The organism is Pontivivens insulae, from assembly GCF_900302495.1.
GTDB classification, from domain to species: domain Bacteria; phylum Pseudomonadota; class Alphaproteobacteria; order Rhodobacterales; family Rhodobacteraceae; genus Pontivivens; species Pontivivens insulae.
Genome location: NZ_OMKW01000002.1, coordinates 804,870 through 818,418 on the forward strand (window position 1 = coordinate 804,870; position 13,549 = coordinate 818,418).

Below are 13,549 nucleotides of genomic sequence, written 5' to 3' on the forward strand. Positions count from 1 at the left end.
TTTCTATGTCTCGCCATTCAGAAAGCGGGTGACTATGTTCAAGCCGATGCAAAGGTTTGGGAGGTTGAGATGACCCTGTTTCCGACAGCATTTTCCATGCGCGCAGCCTGCGCGCTCACCATCCTAGTTACGGGGCCCGCCATGTCTGAAACTCAATTGATGAGCGCCACTGATGTCCACGCAGGCCAGCAGGCCGGCGGCATTGTGATCGTTGACATTCGTCGCCCCGATGAATGGGCGGCAACTGGCGTGGCGCAGGGTGCCCACACGCTCGACATGCGGGCCCCGGACTTCGTCCAACGGCTGATGGCTGTGATGGAGCAGAGCGGCGATGCAGAACTGGCCGTCATCTGTCGCAGCGGGGCACGCTCCGCTGCCCTGGCCGCGCAATTGGACGCAGCTGGCATCGGGCCGATCATTGATGTCGATGGCGGCACGCTGGCATGGATCGAGGCCGAGCTGCCCGTCGATCAGGTCAACCCGTAACGCTTAATCTTCACGCACCGGTCGATCCGCCAGATGGCGGATCACGCCATGCAGCGTGCGGGTGTCGGTTTCGGTCAGAGGCAGACGCCGCAGCATGTTTTCCAGGTTGGCGCGCATAGAGTCCGCCTTATGCTCGGGCCAAAAGAAACGGCGCGCATCCAACGCCGTCACCAGACGCTCCAACAGCTTATCGACATCCTGCCCTTCCGCCAGGCGCGCACCGGCCAGCTCCAGCACCTCTGGCGGGACATCGCCATCCTGGCGCTTCCACTCATAGGCGGTCAGCAACACACATTGCGCCAGATTGAGGGATGGAAATTCCGGGTTCACCGGAACAGAGATGATCGCGTCTGCGCGCACGATGTCCTCATTCTCCAACCCGGCCCGCTCTGGCCCGAACATCACGCCGACCTTCTGGCCGGAGGCGGTCAATGCGCGAGCATGCTCCATGGCGCGCTCTGGCGTCATGACAGGCTTTGTCAGATCCCGCGCGCGCGCTGTGGTCGCGAAGACATAATTCAGATCCTCACAAACGGCGTTCAATTCATCCCGCACCATGGCAGCATCGAGCACCCGCCCGGCGCCAGAGGCCAAGGCGACCGCCCGCTCGTTTGGCCAGCCATCCCGCGGCCCCACGATGCGCATGCGATCAAGGCCAAAGTTCAACATGGCCCGCGCCGCAGCTCCAATATTCTCACCCATTTGCGGACGGACGAGGATGAAAGCAGGTGTCTGTGTCATGGCCGGAGGCTTTACGCCCCCGCCCGCCCGCGCGCAAGTGCGCGACCTTCTGTCTTTGGCACAGAGGGCAGATGAGATACCCTGAGGTATGGAAGACGACACACTCGATTTGTTACGCGACCGGTTGGCGGATATGCCGAACCTGTCCACCCGCCGGATGTTTGGTGGCATCTGTGTCATGTCGCGTGGCCATATGGTCGCGGGCGTCGCCGCAAATGGCGATCTGATGGTGCGGGTCGGCAAGCCGAATATGGAAAGCGCCCTCAGACTGGATGGCGTTGAACCGATGAAAATGGGCGCGCGCACGATGGGCGGTTTTGTTGATGTTGATCATAGCGACGAAACTGCACTGGACGGGACACTTGAATTGGCCAGGGCCTTTGTGAGTGCCTTACCCGCCAAATAAACTGCATACATCTGCATACAACGCTTTTCTTTTGGTGCTCGACCCGCTATTTGGCGCCTTGATCATGCGGAAATTCGGGAGCCTTTCATGACCAAAATCAAAGTCGAAAACCCTGTCGTAGAGCTGGACGGGGATGAGATGACGCGGATCATCTGGCAGTTCATCAAGGACAAGCTGATCTTGCCCTATCTCGATATCGATCTGAAATATTACGATCTGGGCATTGAAGAACGTGATCGTACAGACGATCAGATCACCGTCGATGCTGCACTGGCCATCAAGGAACACGGGGTCGGCGTCAAATGCGCGACCATCACGCCGGATGAGCAACGGGTTGAGGAGTTTGGCCTCAAGAAGATGTGGCGCAGCCCCAATGGCACAATCCGCAACATCCTGGGCGGTGTGATCTTCCGCGAGCCGATTATCTGCGACAACGTCCCCCGCCTTGTGCCCGGCTGGACTCAGCCGATCGTCGTTGGCCGACATGCATTCGGGGATCAGTACAAGGCGACAGATTTCCGCTTTCCCGGCAAGGGCAAGCTGACGATCAAATTCGTAGGCGATGATGGCGAGACGATTGAGCATGAGTTGTTTGATGCCCCAGCCGCAGGTGTCGCAATGGGAATGTACAATCTGGATGAAAGCATTCGCGACTTTGCCCGCGCGTCGCTGAACTATGGCCTCAACCGCAAATGGCCGGTCTACCTCTCAACGAAGAACACGATCCTCAAAGCTTATGACGGACGCTTCAAGGACATCTTCCAGGAGGTCTATGAAGCCGAATTCGAAGAGCAGTTCACCAAACTCGGCATCGAGTATCAGCACCGTCTGATCGACGACATGGTAGCCTGCGCGATGAAGTGGTCTGGCGGCTATGTGTGGGCCTGCAAAAACTACGATGGCGACGTGCAGTCCGACACGGTCGCACAGGGCTTTGGCTCGCTCGGCCTGATGACGTCGCAGTTGATGACACCAGACGGCAAGATTGTTGAGGCCGAGGCCGCACATGGCACGGTTACGCGCCATTACCGCCAGCATCAGGCGGGCAAGGAGACCTCGACAAACTCAATCGCCTCCATCTTTGCGTGGACCGGCGCGCTGAAGCACCGCGCAAAGCTGGATGAAAACGGTCCACTGGCACATTTCGCTGAAACGCTCGAAAAAGTCGTCGTCTCGACGGTCGAAAGTGGCGATATGACCAAGGACCTCGCGCTTCTGGTCGGTCCCGATCAAAAGTGGCTCACCACGATGGGCTTCCTTGAGAAGATCGACGAGAACCTCAACAAAGCCCTGGCAGGGTGAACACAGCGCCGGAGACACGAAGAAAGGGGCCCCTTCCGGGGGCCTTTTTTATTGGAACGGGTCCGAGAACCGCTCATCGCTCAACAGCGAACGATCCGTCAGTGTATTTAGAAAGGCGATGAGGGCCGCACGTTCCTGTGGTGTGAAATTTGCATTCCCATTGCCCCGGAACTCATCGGACAAGGTCGCGCTCTGCTCCACCCCGTCCGAGTAGTGATCGATCACCTCGCCCAAAGTCTCGAACCGTCCGTCATGCATGTAAGGCGCGGTAAGCGCGATGTTGCGCAGGGAGGGCGGCTTGAACGTCGCAAAATCACGACGGTCGCCGGTCGTCTCGAAAACACCTCCATCGGTAGGGGCGCGGTCGAGCCCATTGTTGCTCGGCCCCTCACCGCCACGCGACGAGTCCGTGATGAAGGCCTCCGTCGCGTGACATTCCACGCAGGCCGTGCGTCCCCGTCCACCATTGAAAAACAAACGCTTACCCTGATTTTCCGCGCGCGAGAAACTCGCGAAGCGATCGCGTGCGGATCCTGACGTTTGTCGCGCGAAATCATACCGGCTTTGCGTGCTCACAATGGATCGGATGAATTGCGCCAGTGCATCCGCGACCCGCTCTGTGGTTACGTTTTGATCACCGAAAGCCTGTGCAAAGAGAGGTCCATACCAATCGCGCGCTTCAATGGCCGCAATCATCTGCGGTTCGGTCAGGCCCATCTCTATCGGATCGAGGATCGGCATGATGACCTGCTCTTCCAATGTGGCAGCACGCTCATCCCAAAAGAAGCGCCCGTTGTCGTAGAAGCGCGCGTTGACCAGACTGCTCGTATTCCGCCGTGTGTGGCCGTTCACGCCCTCACTTGTTTGTAAACCATCTGTAAAAGCGCGCGACTGCTGATGGCATGTCCCGCAGGACACGGTGCCATCACTGCTGAGATCCGTGTCATAAAACAGCACCCGCCCAAGCGTTGCACCGGCATCGGTCACAGGGTTCGTGCGGGGCGTGTTGTCATGCGACAAGACAGAGCCATCCCGGCGAAAAGTTGAGGTGTATGATCGCGGCCAGTTCACATCTGAATAGTTGGCCAGAAAGGCAGGCAGCGTGGGTGCGCCGTCCACTGGTGCGAAACTGAACGCCGCAACCTCCGTCTGAAGTTCAGCCTGCTGCACTCCCGCCCCCGGCACACAGGCCGTCACGCCAAGTGCCAAAATCAACATACTCCTGCGCATCATGCTCTCCCCAGATGGTTTAGAGATGATACGCGGTCCGGTCAGACATTCCGTCGAAAAAATTTTTGTTAGCTATCCTATGCCACACGCCGCTGAACCGGCCTCACAGGTTCGAAGGGCAGAATTTTCACGGTTTCGGCGGTGAAAGTCGCAAAGCTGCCGGGCGGGATCGCCTTCCAATTCGACTGGGTCACGTCAACCGGCTCAGATACTATTGCCCTGCCCTTCCGATGATCACACCAGCGATGATAAAGCGATGGCGCGAAATTGTCCGATGCATAGCGCACCGCATAAAGTGTCTCACCGTCCGAGAACGCCGCCGTGCAACGAGTGTATGGCGTGGTGCCCGTCGCCTCTGCCTGCTCCTCAAGCCAGCCAATAGCGCGTGCCATGGCGAGATAGGGATCCTGCTCCAGCCCCTCTCCAAGCGCCAACAGGAACAGCGCTTCGCTGTCCGTCGCGCCTTTTCGATGGGGATAAAGCGGCGGCAATATCCGCGCATCAGTCTGCTGGCGAAACTGCTCGAACCCGCCAAATTGCCCGTTATGCATGAAGCTCCAGCAACCCACAGCAAAGGGATGGCAGTTGTTGCGCGACGTCGCAGTTCCCGTCGAAGCACGGACATGCGCGAGGTAGAGCGGAGATTTAATCTGTTGCGCAATGCTGGTCAGGTTCGGATCGGACCATGCAGGAAATACGTCGCGGTACAAGCCAGGCTCTGGCCGGTGATCGTACCAAGCGACGCCAAATCCGTCGGCATTAATCTCTGTCTTCGCCTCGGTCGCGTGGCGTGCCTGACTGATCAGACTGTGCTCGGGCCTCGACAGCAGTTCTTCAAGAAAGACCGGCGCACCAATCCACGCCCCCCAGCGGCACATCAGCGCCCCCGATTGTGGGTCTTGGCATAGAGTTTTGCGACAATATCACTCGCCGTGCGCTCACACAGCGCGGGGATGACCGCATGTACCAAGGCAGCCCCAGCCGCGAGCGACAACAAGCCTGCAAAGCGCAGGGCGAACCACGCATGTCCGAGATAGCTTTCATCCACCTTGCGCGGATGATCGAGGAAGACGCGGGAAATCATTGCACACTCCATTTTTGGTTTGCGCTCAAGTTAAGCGAGACATGACGAGCACTGATCCCGAACTTTCGAAGATATTAGGACTATTGCGCAAAATCGTCTCATGATATGAGAAATTTATGGAAACTGATCCCGTCAATGCCCGTATTCTGACAGAGCTACAACGTGATGCGACGATTCCGTTGGATGAACTGGGCACGCGCGTTGGCCTGAGCCGCAATGCCTGCTGGCGTCGCGTGAAACAGATGGAAGATGCCGGCATCATTCGGGGCCGCGTCGCCCTGCTCGACCCAAACAAGATCGGCCTGGGCCTGACCGTCTTCATACAGATCCGGACAAACAGCCACACACCAGATTGGCTGGAGCGGTTCGTCAAGGCGACGCGAGAATTGCCAGAGATCCTGGGGGCCTACCGGATGACAGGTGATCTTGATTATCTCGTCCATGCAAGGGTCCGCGATGTTGCGGCCTATGATGCGCTCTATCAACGGTTGATCCGCAGGGTCGATATGTCGGACTGTTCGGCCAGCTTCGTGATGGAAGAAATAAAGGAAACAACGGCCTTGCCCGTTTGACACGGACGCAGGCAAAGCCCTCTGCGCGAAGTACTGGAAGGATTTCGAGACATGTCGGCACTGAAGCAAATGTGGAAACGCTTTGAAGCGCTCCCGGGCTATGCGCGCCTCGTTATCTTCCTGCTGGTCGTAACAGTCGTTCCCTATTTCCTGAGTACCCTGATCCAGCCTCATCGGTACGCACAGGTAAGTGGTTGCCTCGATACGGTTGACCGCACCTACACCAACACCTGTGATCGGCCCATAAATCTTGGCGTCTGTTGGTCCGGCACGCGGGGGGCGTGCGGACAAACGGCAACGCTCGCCGCCGGGCAAAGTCGTCTGATCGACACCTTTGAGGGAGAACGCTTCGCCACCTCAGAAACCGGCGCATGGGTTCTCGTCAAATGCGAGGTCCCCTTCCGCCCGGCGATGGTGTCATCAAGTTCTTCAAATGTTCGGTTAGAGCGCGGATGCATGCAGCCCTAGCGCGGGCTTACACGCCCTCGACCAACACAAGGTCCCGCTTGGACGCGTTCAGTGCGATTGGCAGAATCTGCGCATACTCGTCAGAGGCGTAGAACCGCTCCGCACGCTCCATATCGGGAAATTGGATGACGACGTGCCGTTCTGGTCCGTCGCCTTCCAACTGCTTCATCGGACCGGCCTTCACCAAGAAGGTTCCGCCGAATTTCTCTGCAAGTGCAACCGTTTGAGAGGCATATTTCATATATGCCTCCGGGTTCGTCACTTCGATGCGAGCAATGATGTAGGCGCTCATTGTGCCAGTACCGCCTCTGCTGCCGCAATCGCCTCAGCCGCCTTGGACGCATCCGCACCACCGGCTTGGGCCATATCTGGACGACCGCCACCGCCTTTGCCGCCAAGCTCCGCCGCGGCGGCCTTCACGACATCAACTGCGCTAATGCGATCTGTCAGATCGTCCGTCACACCCACCGCCACGGCAGCCTTTCCCCCTGCATCCGCGATCAGGACGATCACGCCAGAGCCCAGCTTTGCCTTCTGCTCGTCGATAAGGCCCCGCAGATCCTTGCCCGAAACGCCAGAAAGAGCCTGACCGACGAACTTGATGCCGTTGATCTCTTTCACGTCCGGTCCACCGGATGCGCCACCGCCCATGGCAAGCTGCTTGCGCAGGTCAGCCACTTCATTCTGCAGTTTGCGGCGCTCATCCATCAGAGCGGATACACGATCTACAACATCACCCCGCTGCGCCTTCAGCGCATTGGCGATCTGAGCGACCATATGGTCCTGCTCTGCCAAGTAGGCGCGCGCCGCCTCCCCCGTCAGCGCCTCAATACGTCGCACACCCGAAGCGGATGCGCTTTCGCCCAGAGTGACGAAGAGTCCGATATCGCCGGTCTGTGCAACATGTGTACCGCCACAAAGCTCGATGGAGTAAGTGGATCCGTCCGTGCCCTTTCCGGTGTCGGCCTGCCCCATGGAGACAACACGAACTTCGTCCCCATATTTCTCACCAAACAGAGCTTGTGCACCCAGCGCGCGTGCATCGTCCGGCGTCATGATCCGTGTCGTGACCGGCGTATTCTGTCGGATGAACGCATTCACATCGCGTTCAACAGCCGCCAACTCACCCAGGCTCATCGCTTTCCCGTGCGAAAAATCGAAGCGCAGGCGATCGTCGGCATTCAGCGAACCACGCTGGGCCACATGTTCGCCAAGATGCTCACGCAGTGCCTCATGCAAAAGATGTGTCGCAGAGTGGTTCGCGCGGATGGCCGACCGCCGTGCGTGATCCACGGTCAGTTCGGCAGCATCGCCCGTCACGATCTCACCTTCTGTCACCTCAGCAAAATGGACGAAGACACCTGCCTTTTTCTTGGTATCGGTCACGCGCGCCGCGCCGCGGTCGGTCTTGAGCAAACCGCTGTCACCAACCTGACCACCGCTTTCCGCGTAGTATGGTGTCTGGTTCAGCACGATCTGGACCGTGTCACCCACTTTGGCTGCTGGTACAGATGCGCCATCAGACACAAGTGCAAGGATCTGGCCCTCCGCCACTTCTGTATCGTAGCCAAGAAATTCGGTCACGCCATGCGCGTCCGCAAGATCGAACCATACGCTTTCATCAGCCGCCTCACCCGAGCCGGCCCAGGCGGAACGCGCCTTGGCCTTCTGTTCGGCCATGGCTGCGTCGAAGCCGTCTGTATCCACCTCACGCCCCTTTTCACGCAGAGCATCCTGCGTGAGGTCGAGCGGGAAGCCATACGTGTCATAGAGCTTAAAGGCTGTTGCACCTGGCAAGGTCGCACCATCTGCGAGCTGGCCCAGCTCATCGTCCAGCAACTTCAGACCACGATCAAGCGTCTGACGGAACCGTTGCTCTTCGATCTTCAGCGTCTCTTCAATCATCGGCTGGGCCTGCTGAAGCTCCGTGAAATGGCCGCCCATCTGACGCACCAGCGCCGGAACAAGCTTGTGCATCATCGGATCCTTGGTGCCCAACAGGTGAGCATGGCGCATCGCCCGTCGCATGATCCGCCGCAGGACATATCCGCGACCCTCATTCGACGGCAGCACCCCATCGGCAATAAGGAAAGAGGTCGACCGCAGGTGATCGGCGATCACGCGGTGATGGACGTTCTGCGGGCCATCAGCCTCGACACCAGACGCCTGAGCAGAGGCCTCGATCAGATCCCGCATCAGATCCGTGTCGTAGTTGTCATGGCTGCCCTGCAGCAGCGCCCCGATCCGCTCCAGCCCCATCCCGGTGTCGATCGACGGGTTCGGTAACGACTTCGTCTCACCATCCGCCATCGTCTCATACTGCATGAAGACGAGGTTCCATATCTCGATGAAGCGGTCGCCATCCTCTTCGGCAGAGCCCGGAGGCCCACCCCAGATGTGATCACCGTGATCATAGAAGATTTCCGTGCACGGTCCGTTCGGCCCGGTATCCCCCATCCGCCACCAGTTATCATCGGTGTTGATGCGGATAATCCGATCATCTGAAAGACCAGCAACTTTGCGCCAGATCCCCGCGGCCTCCTCATCACTCTCGTGAACGGTGACGAGCAAGCGATCCTTGTTCAGGCCGAATTCGCGGGTGACGAGATTCCATGCGAATGCGATGGCGTCGTCTTTGAAATAGTCTCCAAAGGAGAAGTTCCCCAACATTTCAAAGAACGTGTGATGTCGCGCGGTATAGCCCACATTGTCTAGGTCGTTGTGCTTGCCGCCTGCACGCACGCACTTTTGCGACGTCACGGCCCGGGAATAATCCCGTTTCTCTACGCCGGTGAAGACATTTTTGAACTGGACCATGCCTGCATTGGTGAACATCAGGGTGGGGTCATTGCGCGGGACCAGCGGCGAACTGTCGACCGCGGTGTGTCCTTCCCTCTCGAAATAGTCGAGGAAGGTGGAGCGGATGTCGTTAAGGCTGGCCATGGAGGTCTCTCACGCGGGTCTGAACTTTATCGCGCCAAGCAATATCCGTGCGAAGGGTCACTGTCCACCAGATGCACCGATCCCGCCAAAAATGCCCACCCACAGAACAGAAAAGGCCGCCCTAGTGGGCGGCCCAATTCGATTTGCTCAAGGTCTGCTCAGTCTTCCAGAACATCCGCATCCGGATCGTCGGGAGCCATGTCAAAATCGAGACCGTGCGCCGCGCGGATCTTGTCCTCAATCTGCAAAGCGATGTCCGCATTTTCGAGCAGGAACCGCTTCGCATTCTCACGACCCTGGCCGATACGTTCATCGCCATACGAGAACCATGAGCCCGACTTATCGACGACACCCGCTTTCACGCCAAGGTCGAGCAGCTCTCCGCGCTTGGAGATACCCTCACCATACATGATATCAAACTCAACCTGTTTGAACGGCGGCGAAACCTTGTTCTTAACAACTTTCACCCGCGTCTGATTGCCCACAACTTCGTCGCGATCCTTGATCGCGCCAATGCGGCGAATATCGAGCCGAACCGAAGAGTAGAATTTGAGCGCGTTCCCGCCAGTCGTCGTCTCTGGCGATCCAAACATCACACCGATCTTCATGCGGATCTGGTTGATGAAGATGACCATACACTTTGAGCGAGAGATCGAACCAGTCAGCTTACGCATCGCCTGGCTCATCAAGCGGGCCTGCACACCGACCGAGCTGTCCCCCATGTCGCCTTCAAGTTCAGATTTCGGTGTCAGCGCCGCAACAGAATCCACCACCACGACAGAGACCGCACCAGAGCGTACCAGCGTGTCCGTGATTTCCAACGCCTGCTCACCCGCATCCGGCTGGGAAATCAGAAGCTCATCAACATCAACACCCAGTTTCCGCGCATAAGACGGATCGAGCGCATGCTCCGCGTCAACAAAGGCACAGACGCCGCCGCGCTTTTGCTCTTCTGCCAGAACATGAAGCGCAAGTGTCGTCTTACCCGACGATTCCGGGCCATAGATCTCAATAATCCGACCCTTGGGCAGACCGCCAATTCCAAGCGCGATATCGAGGCCAAGCGATCCCGTCGGGATAGCTTCAACATCCATCACGGCTTCACGGGCGCCAAGCTTCATGATGGAGCCCTTACCGAAGCTCCGCTCGATCTGGGCAAGCGCCGAGTCGAGTGCCTTTTGCTTATCCATGCCGCGTCTCTCGTCCAGTTTCAGAACTGCGTCTGCCATTGCTCATGTCCTCTTCATGTCATGTTTGCCGACCGGCGGCAATCGCGGGTGTGTTCACCTCTTGTTCGATGGATAGCATGAGAACATTTATGGAACAAGCGTGATGAACGCTTTGTAAAGCTGACCTTGCAAAGTTACGGAAAGGTAAAGGCTTGCGATTTTCGCCAAAGCCTTCAAATTGCAGGAATGTTGGTCACACTCCGCGCAAAACTCGCCTATCTCGCCATGCCGAAAACCGGCTCTACAGCGATTGAAGAGGCGTTCGCCCCCCATTGCGACATCATCATGTCAAAGAATCCGGCCATGAAACACATGCGTCTTCGCAAGTTTGAGCGATTCATGCGCCCGCTTCTGAACAATTCCGGCGCGACAGAGATCGAGACCGTGGCCATTATCCGCGAGCCTATCGACTGGCTGGCAAGCTGGTATCGGTACCGCGGGCGCCCGGAACTGGATGGGCACCCCAATTCCAGCAAAGCGATGACATTTGAAACCTTCGTATTCGAGTATTTGAGCGAGCGTCCGGCACAGCCAGCTCGGATTGGACGGCCATCGAAGTTTGCGCAACCGACAGATGCGGGTGTCGGCCTAACCTATCTTTACCGATATGATCGGATGGAGAGCTTCTCTGCCTTTCTGAGCGACCGGGTCGGCACCAATATCCTGCCCGACCGGGTCAATGTCTCTCCGAGCCGGAACGTCGACCTGTCCCGCGCCGTCAGACTGCGCCTCGAAAACGCGCTGACAGCTGATTACGAGCTCTACGAATCCGCGCTTTGAACAGATGTTTCGAGCGCGGTCTTAACGGCCAGAGTCAGATCATTTAGCGAAAACGGCTTTGCGACAAAGGACGAATGCTCCTGTATGACCCCGGCGTCCAGCATGTCCTCTGCGTAACCTGACATGAAGATCACGCGTAGCTCCGCGTCCACCTCCCTTGCCTCCGCGACCCAACTTGGCCCATCAAGGCCGGGCATAATCACGTCGGAGATGATAAGGTCGATTTGAACGCCAGAGCGTACGATTTCCAACGCATCTTCCCCACAATCCGCTTCAATCACCTCATAGCCACGCAGCTGTAATGCACGGGCAGCGAATGCACGCACCGGGGCTTCGTCCTCTACCAAAAGGATCTTACCCTCCTGAACATCGACATCGTCAACGACGCGGATCTGAGGAATTGCGCTCGCACCCGTCGCGGTGGCTTCGACATGTGGTAGGTAAAGGGTGAAGGTGGTCCCTTCCTCGACGACAGAGTCCACAAAGATAAATCCGCCCGTCTGCTTAATGATTCCATAGGCGGTGGACAGGCCAAGCCCTGTCCCCTCTCCTGGACGTTTGGTGGTGTAGAAGGGCTCGAAAATCTTGTTGAGGTCCCGATCCGCGATTCCAACACCGTTGTCACGGACCTCGATCACCGCATATCGACCCGGCTCCACAGTTGCCCGATCGCGCTGCAACGGCTCGGCCAACTCTACATTGCGTGCGCTGACCGTAACCTCTCCGCCCGATGGCATCGCGTCACGCGCATTGACGACAAGATTCATGATCACCTGCTCCAGTTGCCGCAGGTCGACACGAACGTTCGGCAGGTCTGTGCCGATATCGATATGCAGGCCCACCCGCTCGGTCAGCAGACGGTTGAGCAGGTGGGAAAGATCTCCCAGCACCTCTGCAAGCTGCAAATCGCGAGGCTGCAATGTCTGCTTGCGCGAGAAGGCCAACAACTGGCGCACCAGGGCCGCCGCTCGATTGGCATTCTGCTTGATCTGCATCAGATCGGCGTAGTCCGGATCGGCCTTGCCGCGACGCAGCAACAGCAGGTCACAATGGCCAGAAAGCGCGGTCAGAAGATTGTTGAAATCGTGTGCGACCCCACCTGCAAGCTGACCTACAGCCTGCATCTTCTGGCTCTGTACGAATTGCGCTTCAAGCGTTTTCAACTCGGTCGCATCGCTTGCAATCATCAGAATTGACAGCGCGCCTTCGATCCGAAGTGGCGAAAACGAGATTTGAAAGAAGCGATCGATATCGCTCCCCCGCATCCGCGCAACTTCAGGCCGCGCGGTGCGACGACTGCTCACGACGCTCTGAATGCGCTGCGCCATGGGTTGTGCAAGACCTGAGAGATAGTCCGGAACGCTCGTCCCCAGATCAAACGCATCGCCCAACAGCTTGCGCGCGGCGGGGTTGGCCATCTCGACCACTCCATCCGTATCAAGACGTGCCAGCGCGATGGGAAGCTGTGCCATCAGCTGATCCGGGTTTGAGGCTGCGACCTCATGCTCTTCCAGAGGAAACAGAAGCAAATCGCACCCACCAGCCTCATCCGGCACAACGAGAGAGCGTAACAAGATGTCGGGATCAAATGCTGCACGGTGGATGCGGCCGTTTGCTGGAGGAAGGTCCATAAGGACATCCTCAAGCACATCCGCGGATTGCGAAAGACGGGCACGTAGCCATGAGTTCAGTTGATCAATCTGTCCGCCAGCGCCGATCCGGACATGCCCATAGGTCGCACTGTCCAGCCGGACCGCGCCCAAACCCTGCCGATCCAGCCCGTCGAGCAATCGCCAGCGCAACCGCCCGCTGCCCGCCCGTTCCAACATCAGGATCAGATCCCGTCCATCATGATCCTGGACGTGGCGCAGCGAGACGTTCCGATCAGCAAGGGCATTGACCATCGCAAAGCCAATCCGCGCGCCATCCGGCAGCAAAATATCTAATGCGTCAGAGATTCGTCCGTCACCCTGCGCAAAACGCCCCGACATGTCAGTGAGCCAAGTCTCGCCATACGTATTGGATGCATCAACGTCGCGCTCGCCGCGCAGGACACGCAGCAGCACAAGTAGTGCAGCACCCAGAATGACCGCCCCCATCACGGAAATAGCAACATTACTCAGCAGCGCACCAGCCGCACACATCATAGCACCGGCAGCGTTCAAACAGACCGACTGCCAAATCCCCGAGGGCGGAATATCCGGTCGGGTAACAGCAAAGTGTCCGCGGAAATGCTGTGAATATTCGGACATGCCCTCTCCGACCGTTTGCGCCTTTTCATGAGGCATTCGCCATCAAGAAAAGGTTA

General features: G+C 58.0%; 14 protein-coding genes. 6 read left to right on the forward strand and 8 right to left on the reverse strand.

What is annotated here, in order from left to right; translation table 11 throughout:
* Positions 1-69: 69 nt before the first annotated feature.
* Entirely contained in the window at positions 70-486 is a 417-nt protein-coding gene (locus POI8812_RS09395) for a rhodanese-like domain-containing protein (RefSeq protein WP_108782281.1), read from the forward strand.
* 3 nt (positions 487-489) lie between these two features.
* Here the strand turns inward: POI8812_RS09395 and POI8812_RS09400 are convergent, their stop codons facing one another.
* Complete coding sequence (locus POI8812_RS09400) at positions 490-1,227, reverse strand: RNA methyltransferase (RefSeq protein WP_108782282.1); 738 nt, start codon at positions 1,225-1,227, stop codon at positions 490-492.
* Between the two features lie 88 nt (positions 1,228-1,315).
* On the opposite strand from POI8812_RS09400, the gene POI8812_RS09405 reads away from it, so the two are divergent.
* Together POI8812_RS09405 and POI8812_RS09410 are read left to right on the forward strand one after the other, a co-directional pair.
* On the forward strand, positions 1,316-1,633 hold the full coding sequence (locus POI8812_RS09405) for a TfoX/Sxy family protein (RefSeq protein WP_108782283.1): 318 nt from the start codon (positions 1,316-1,318) through the stop codon (positions 1,631-1,633).
* Between the two features lie 87 nt (positions 1,634-1,720).
* On the forward strand, positions 1,721-2,935 hold the full coding sequence (locus tag POI8812_RS09410) for an NADP-dependent isocitrate dehydrogenase (protein ID WP_108782284.1): 1,215 nt from the start codon (positions 1,721-1,723) through the stop codon (positions 2,933-2,935).
* Positions 2,936-2,983: 48 nt separating this feature from the next.
* On the opposite strand, the gene POI8812_RS09415 is transcribed toward POI8812_RS09410, so the two are convergent.
* From POI8812_RS09415 to POI8812_RS09425, 3 genes are all read right to left on the reverse strand, one after another.
* Positions 2,984-4,165: a cytochrome-c peroxidase gene (locus tag POI8812_RS09415; RefSeq protein WP_162845003.1), complete on the reverse strand. Its 1,182-nt coding sequence runs from the start codon at positions 4,163-4,165 to the stop codon at positions 2,984-2,986.
* A gap of 77 nt (positions 4,166-4,242) precedes the next feature.
* Positions 4,243-5,043, reverse strand: a complete 801-nt coding sequence (locus POI8812_RS09420) for a class II glutamine amidotransferase (RefSeq protein WP_108782286.1) — start codon at positions 5,041-5,043, stop codon at positions 4,243-4,245.
* Complete coding sequence (locus POI8812_RS09425; protein ID WP_108782539.1) at positions 5,043-5,249, reverse strand: DUF6356 family protein; 207 nt, start codon at positions 5,247-5,249, stop codon at positions 5,043-5,045. Before POI8812_RS09425 ends, POI8812_RS09420 begins: the two co-directional genes overlap by 1 nt.
* A 116-nt stretch (positions 5,250-5,365) precedes the next feature.
* Between POI8812_RS09425 and POI8812_RS09430 the strand changes: the two genes are divergently transcribed.
* Entirely contained in the window at positions 5,366-5,821 is a 456-nt protein-coding gene (locus tag POI8812_RS09430; protein WP_108782287.1) for an Lrp/AsnC family transcriptional regulator, read from the forward strand.
* Positions 5,822-5,872: 51 nt separating this feature from the next.
* A complete protein-coding gene (locus POI8812_RS09435; protein ID WP_108782288.1) occupies positions 5,873-6,289 on the forward strand; it encodes a hypothetical protein in 417 nt (138 codons plus the stop codon).
* Between the two features lie 7 nt (positions 6,290-6,296).
* Here POI8812_RS09435 and POI8812_RS09440 read toward each other — a convergent pair whose 3' ends face one another.
* From POI8812_RS09440 to recA, 3 genes are all read right to left on the reverse strand, one after another.
* The gene (locus POI8812_RS09440) at positions 6,297-6,581 is read right to left on the reverse strand and encodes a DUF1330 domain-containing protein (RefSeq protein WP_108782289.1); all 285 of its coding nucleotides are present in this window, start codon (positions 6,579-6,581) and stop codon (positions 6,297-6,299) included.
* The gene (alaS, locus tag POI8812_RS09445; protein WP_108782290.1) at positions 6,578-9,232 is read right to left on the reverse strand and encodes an alanine--tRNA ligase; all 2,655 of its coding nucleotides are present in this window, start codon (positions 9,230-9,232) and stop codon (positions 6,578-6,580) included. Before alaS ends, POI8812_RS09440 begins: the two co-directional genes overlap by 4 nt.
* Before the next feature lie 158 nt (positions 9,233-9,390).
* The gene (gene recA, locus POI8812_RS09450) at positions 9,391-10,461 is read right to left on the reverse strand and encodes a recombinase RecA (RefSeq protein WP_108782291.1); all 1,071 of its coding nucleotides are present in this window, start codon (positions 10,459-10,461) and stop codon (positions 9,391-9,393) included.
* A gap of 186 nt (positions 10,462-10,647) precedes the next feature.
* Between recA and POI8812_RS09455 the strand changes: the two genes are divergently transcribed.
* Positions 10,648-11,241: a sulfotransferase family 2 domain-containing protein gene (locus tag POI8812_RS09455; protein ID WP_108782292.1), complete on the forward strand. Its 594-nt coding sequence runs from the start codon at positions 10,648-10,650 to the stop codon at positions 11,239-11,241.
* Here POI8812_RS09455 and POI8812_RS09460 read toward each other — a convergent pair.
* On the reverse strand, positions 11,223-13,493 hold the full coding sequence (locus POI8812_RS09460) for an ATP-binding protein (protein WP_162845002.1): 2,271 nt from the start codon (positions 13,491-13,493) through the stop codon (positions 11,223-11,225). The genes POI8812_RS09455 and POI8812_RS09460 overlap by 19 nt on opposite strands.
* Between the last annotated feature and the right edge of the window lie 56 nt (positions 13,494-13,549).

What these genes read in the sequence shown, in the direction of transcription:
- POI8812_RS09405 (WP_108782283.1), top strand. Translation starts at nt 1,316, where the DNA reads ATGGAAGACGACACACTCGATTTGTTACGCGACCGGTTGGCGGATATG.
- POI8812_RS09395 (WP_108782281.1), top strand. Translation starts at nt 70, where the DNA reads ATGACCCTGTTTCCGACAGCATTTTCCATGCGCGCAGCCTGCGCGCTC.
- POI8812_RS09460 (WP_162845002.1), bottom strand. Translation starts at nt 13,493, where the DNA reads ATGTCCGAATATTCACAGCATTTCCGCGGACACTTTGCTGTTACCCGA.
- POI8812_RS09410 (WP_108782284.1), top strand. Translation starts at nt 1,721, where the DNA reads ATGACCAAAATCAAAGTCGAAAACCCTGTCGTAGAGCTGGACGGGGAT.
- alaS (WP_108782290.1), bottom strand. Translation starts at nt 9,232, where the DNA reads ATGGCCAGCCTTAACGACATCCGCTCCACCTTCCTCGACTATTTCGAG.
- POI8812_RS09455 (WP_108782292.1), top strand. Translation starts at nt 10,648, where the DNA reads ATGTTGGTCACACTCCGCGCAAAACTCGCCTATCTCGCCATGCCGAAA.
- POI8812_RS09430 (WP_108782287.1), top strand. Translation starts at nt 5,366, where the DNA reads ATGGAAACTGATCCCGTCAATGCCCGTATTCTGACAGAGCTACAACGT.
- POI8812_RS09440 (WP_108782289.1), bottom strand. Translation starts at nt 6,581, where the DNA reads ATGAGCGCCTACATCATTGCTCGCATCGAAGTGACGAACCCGGAGGCA.
- recA (WP_108782291.1), bottom strand. Translation starts at nt 10,461, where the DNA reads ATGGCAGACGCAGTTCTGAAACTGGACGAGAGACGCGGCATGGATAAG.
- POI8812_RS09420 (WP_108782286.1), bottom strand. Translation starts at nt 5,043, where the DNA reads ATGTGCCGCTGGGGGGCGTGGATTGGTGCGCCGGTCTTTCTTGAAGAA.
- POI8812_RS09400 (WP_108782282.1), bottom strand. Translation starts at nt 1,227, where the DNA reads ATGACACAGACACCTGCTTTCATCCTCGTCCGTCCGCAAATGGGTGAG.
- POI8812_RS09425 (WP_108782539.1), bottom strand. Translation starts at nt 5,249, where the DNA reads ATGATTTCCCGCGTCTTCCTCGATCATCCGCGCAAGGTGGATGAAAGC.
- POI8812_RS09435 (WP_108782288.1), top strand. Translation starts at nt 5,873, where the DNA reads ATGTCGGCACTGAAGCAAATGTGGAAACGCTTTGAAGCGCTCCCGGGC.
- POI8812_RS09415 (WP_162845003.1), bottom strand. Translation starts at nt 4,165, where the DNA reads ATGCGCAGGAGTATGTTGATTTTGGCACTTGGCGTGACGGCCTGTGTG.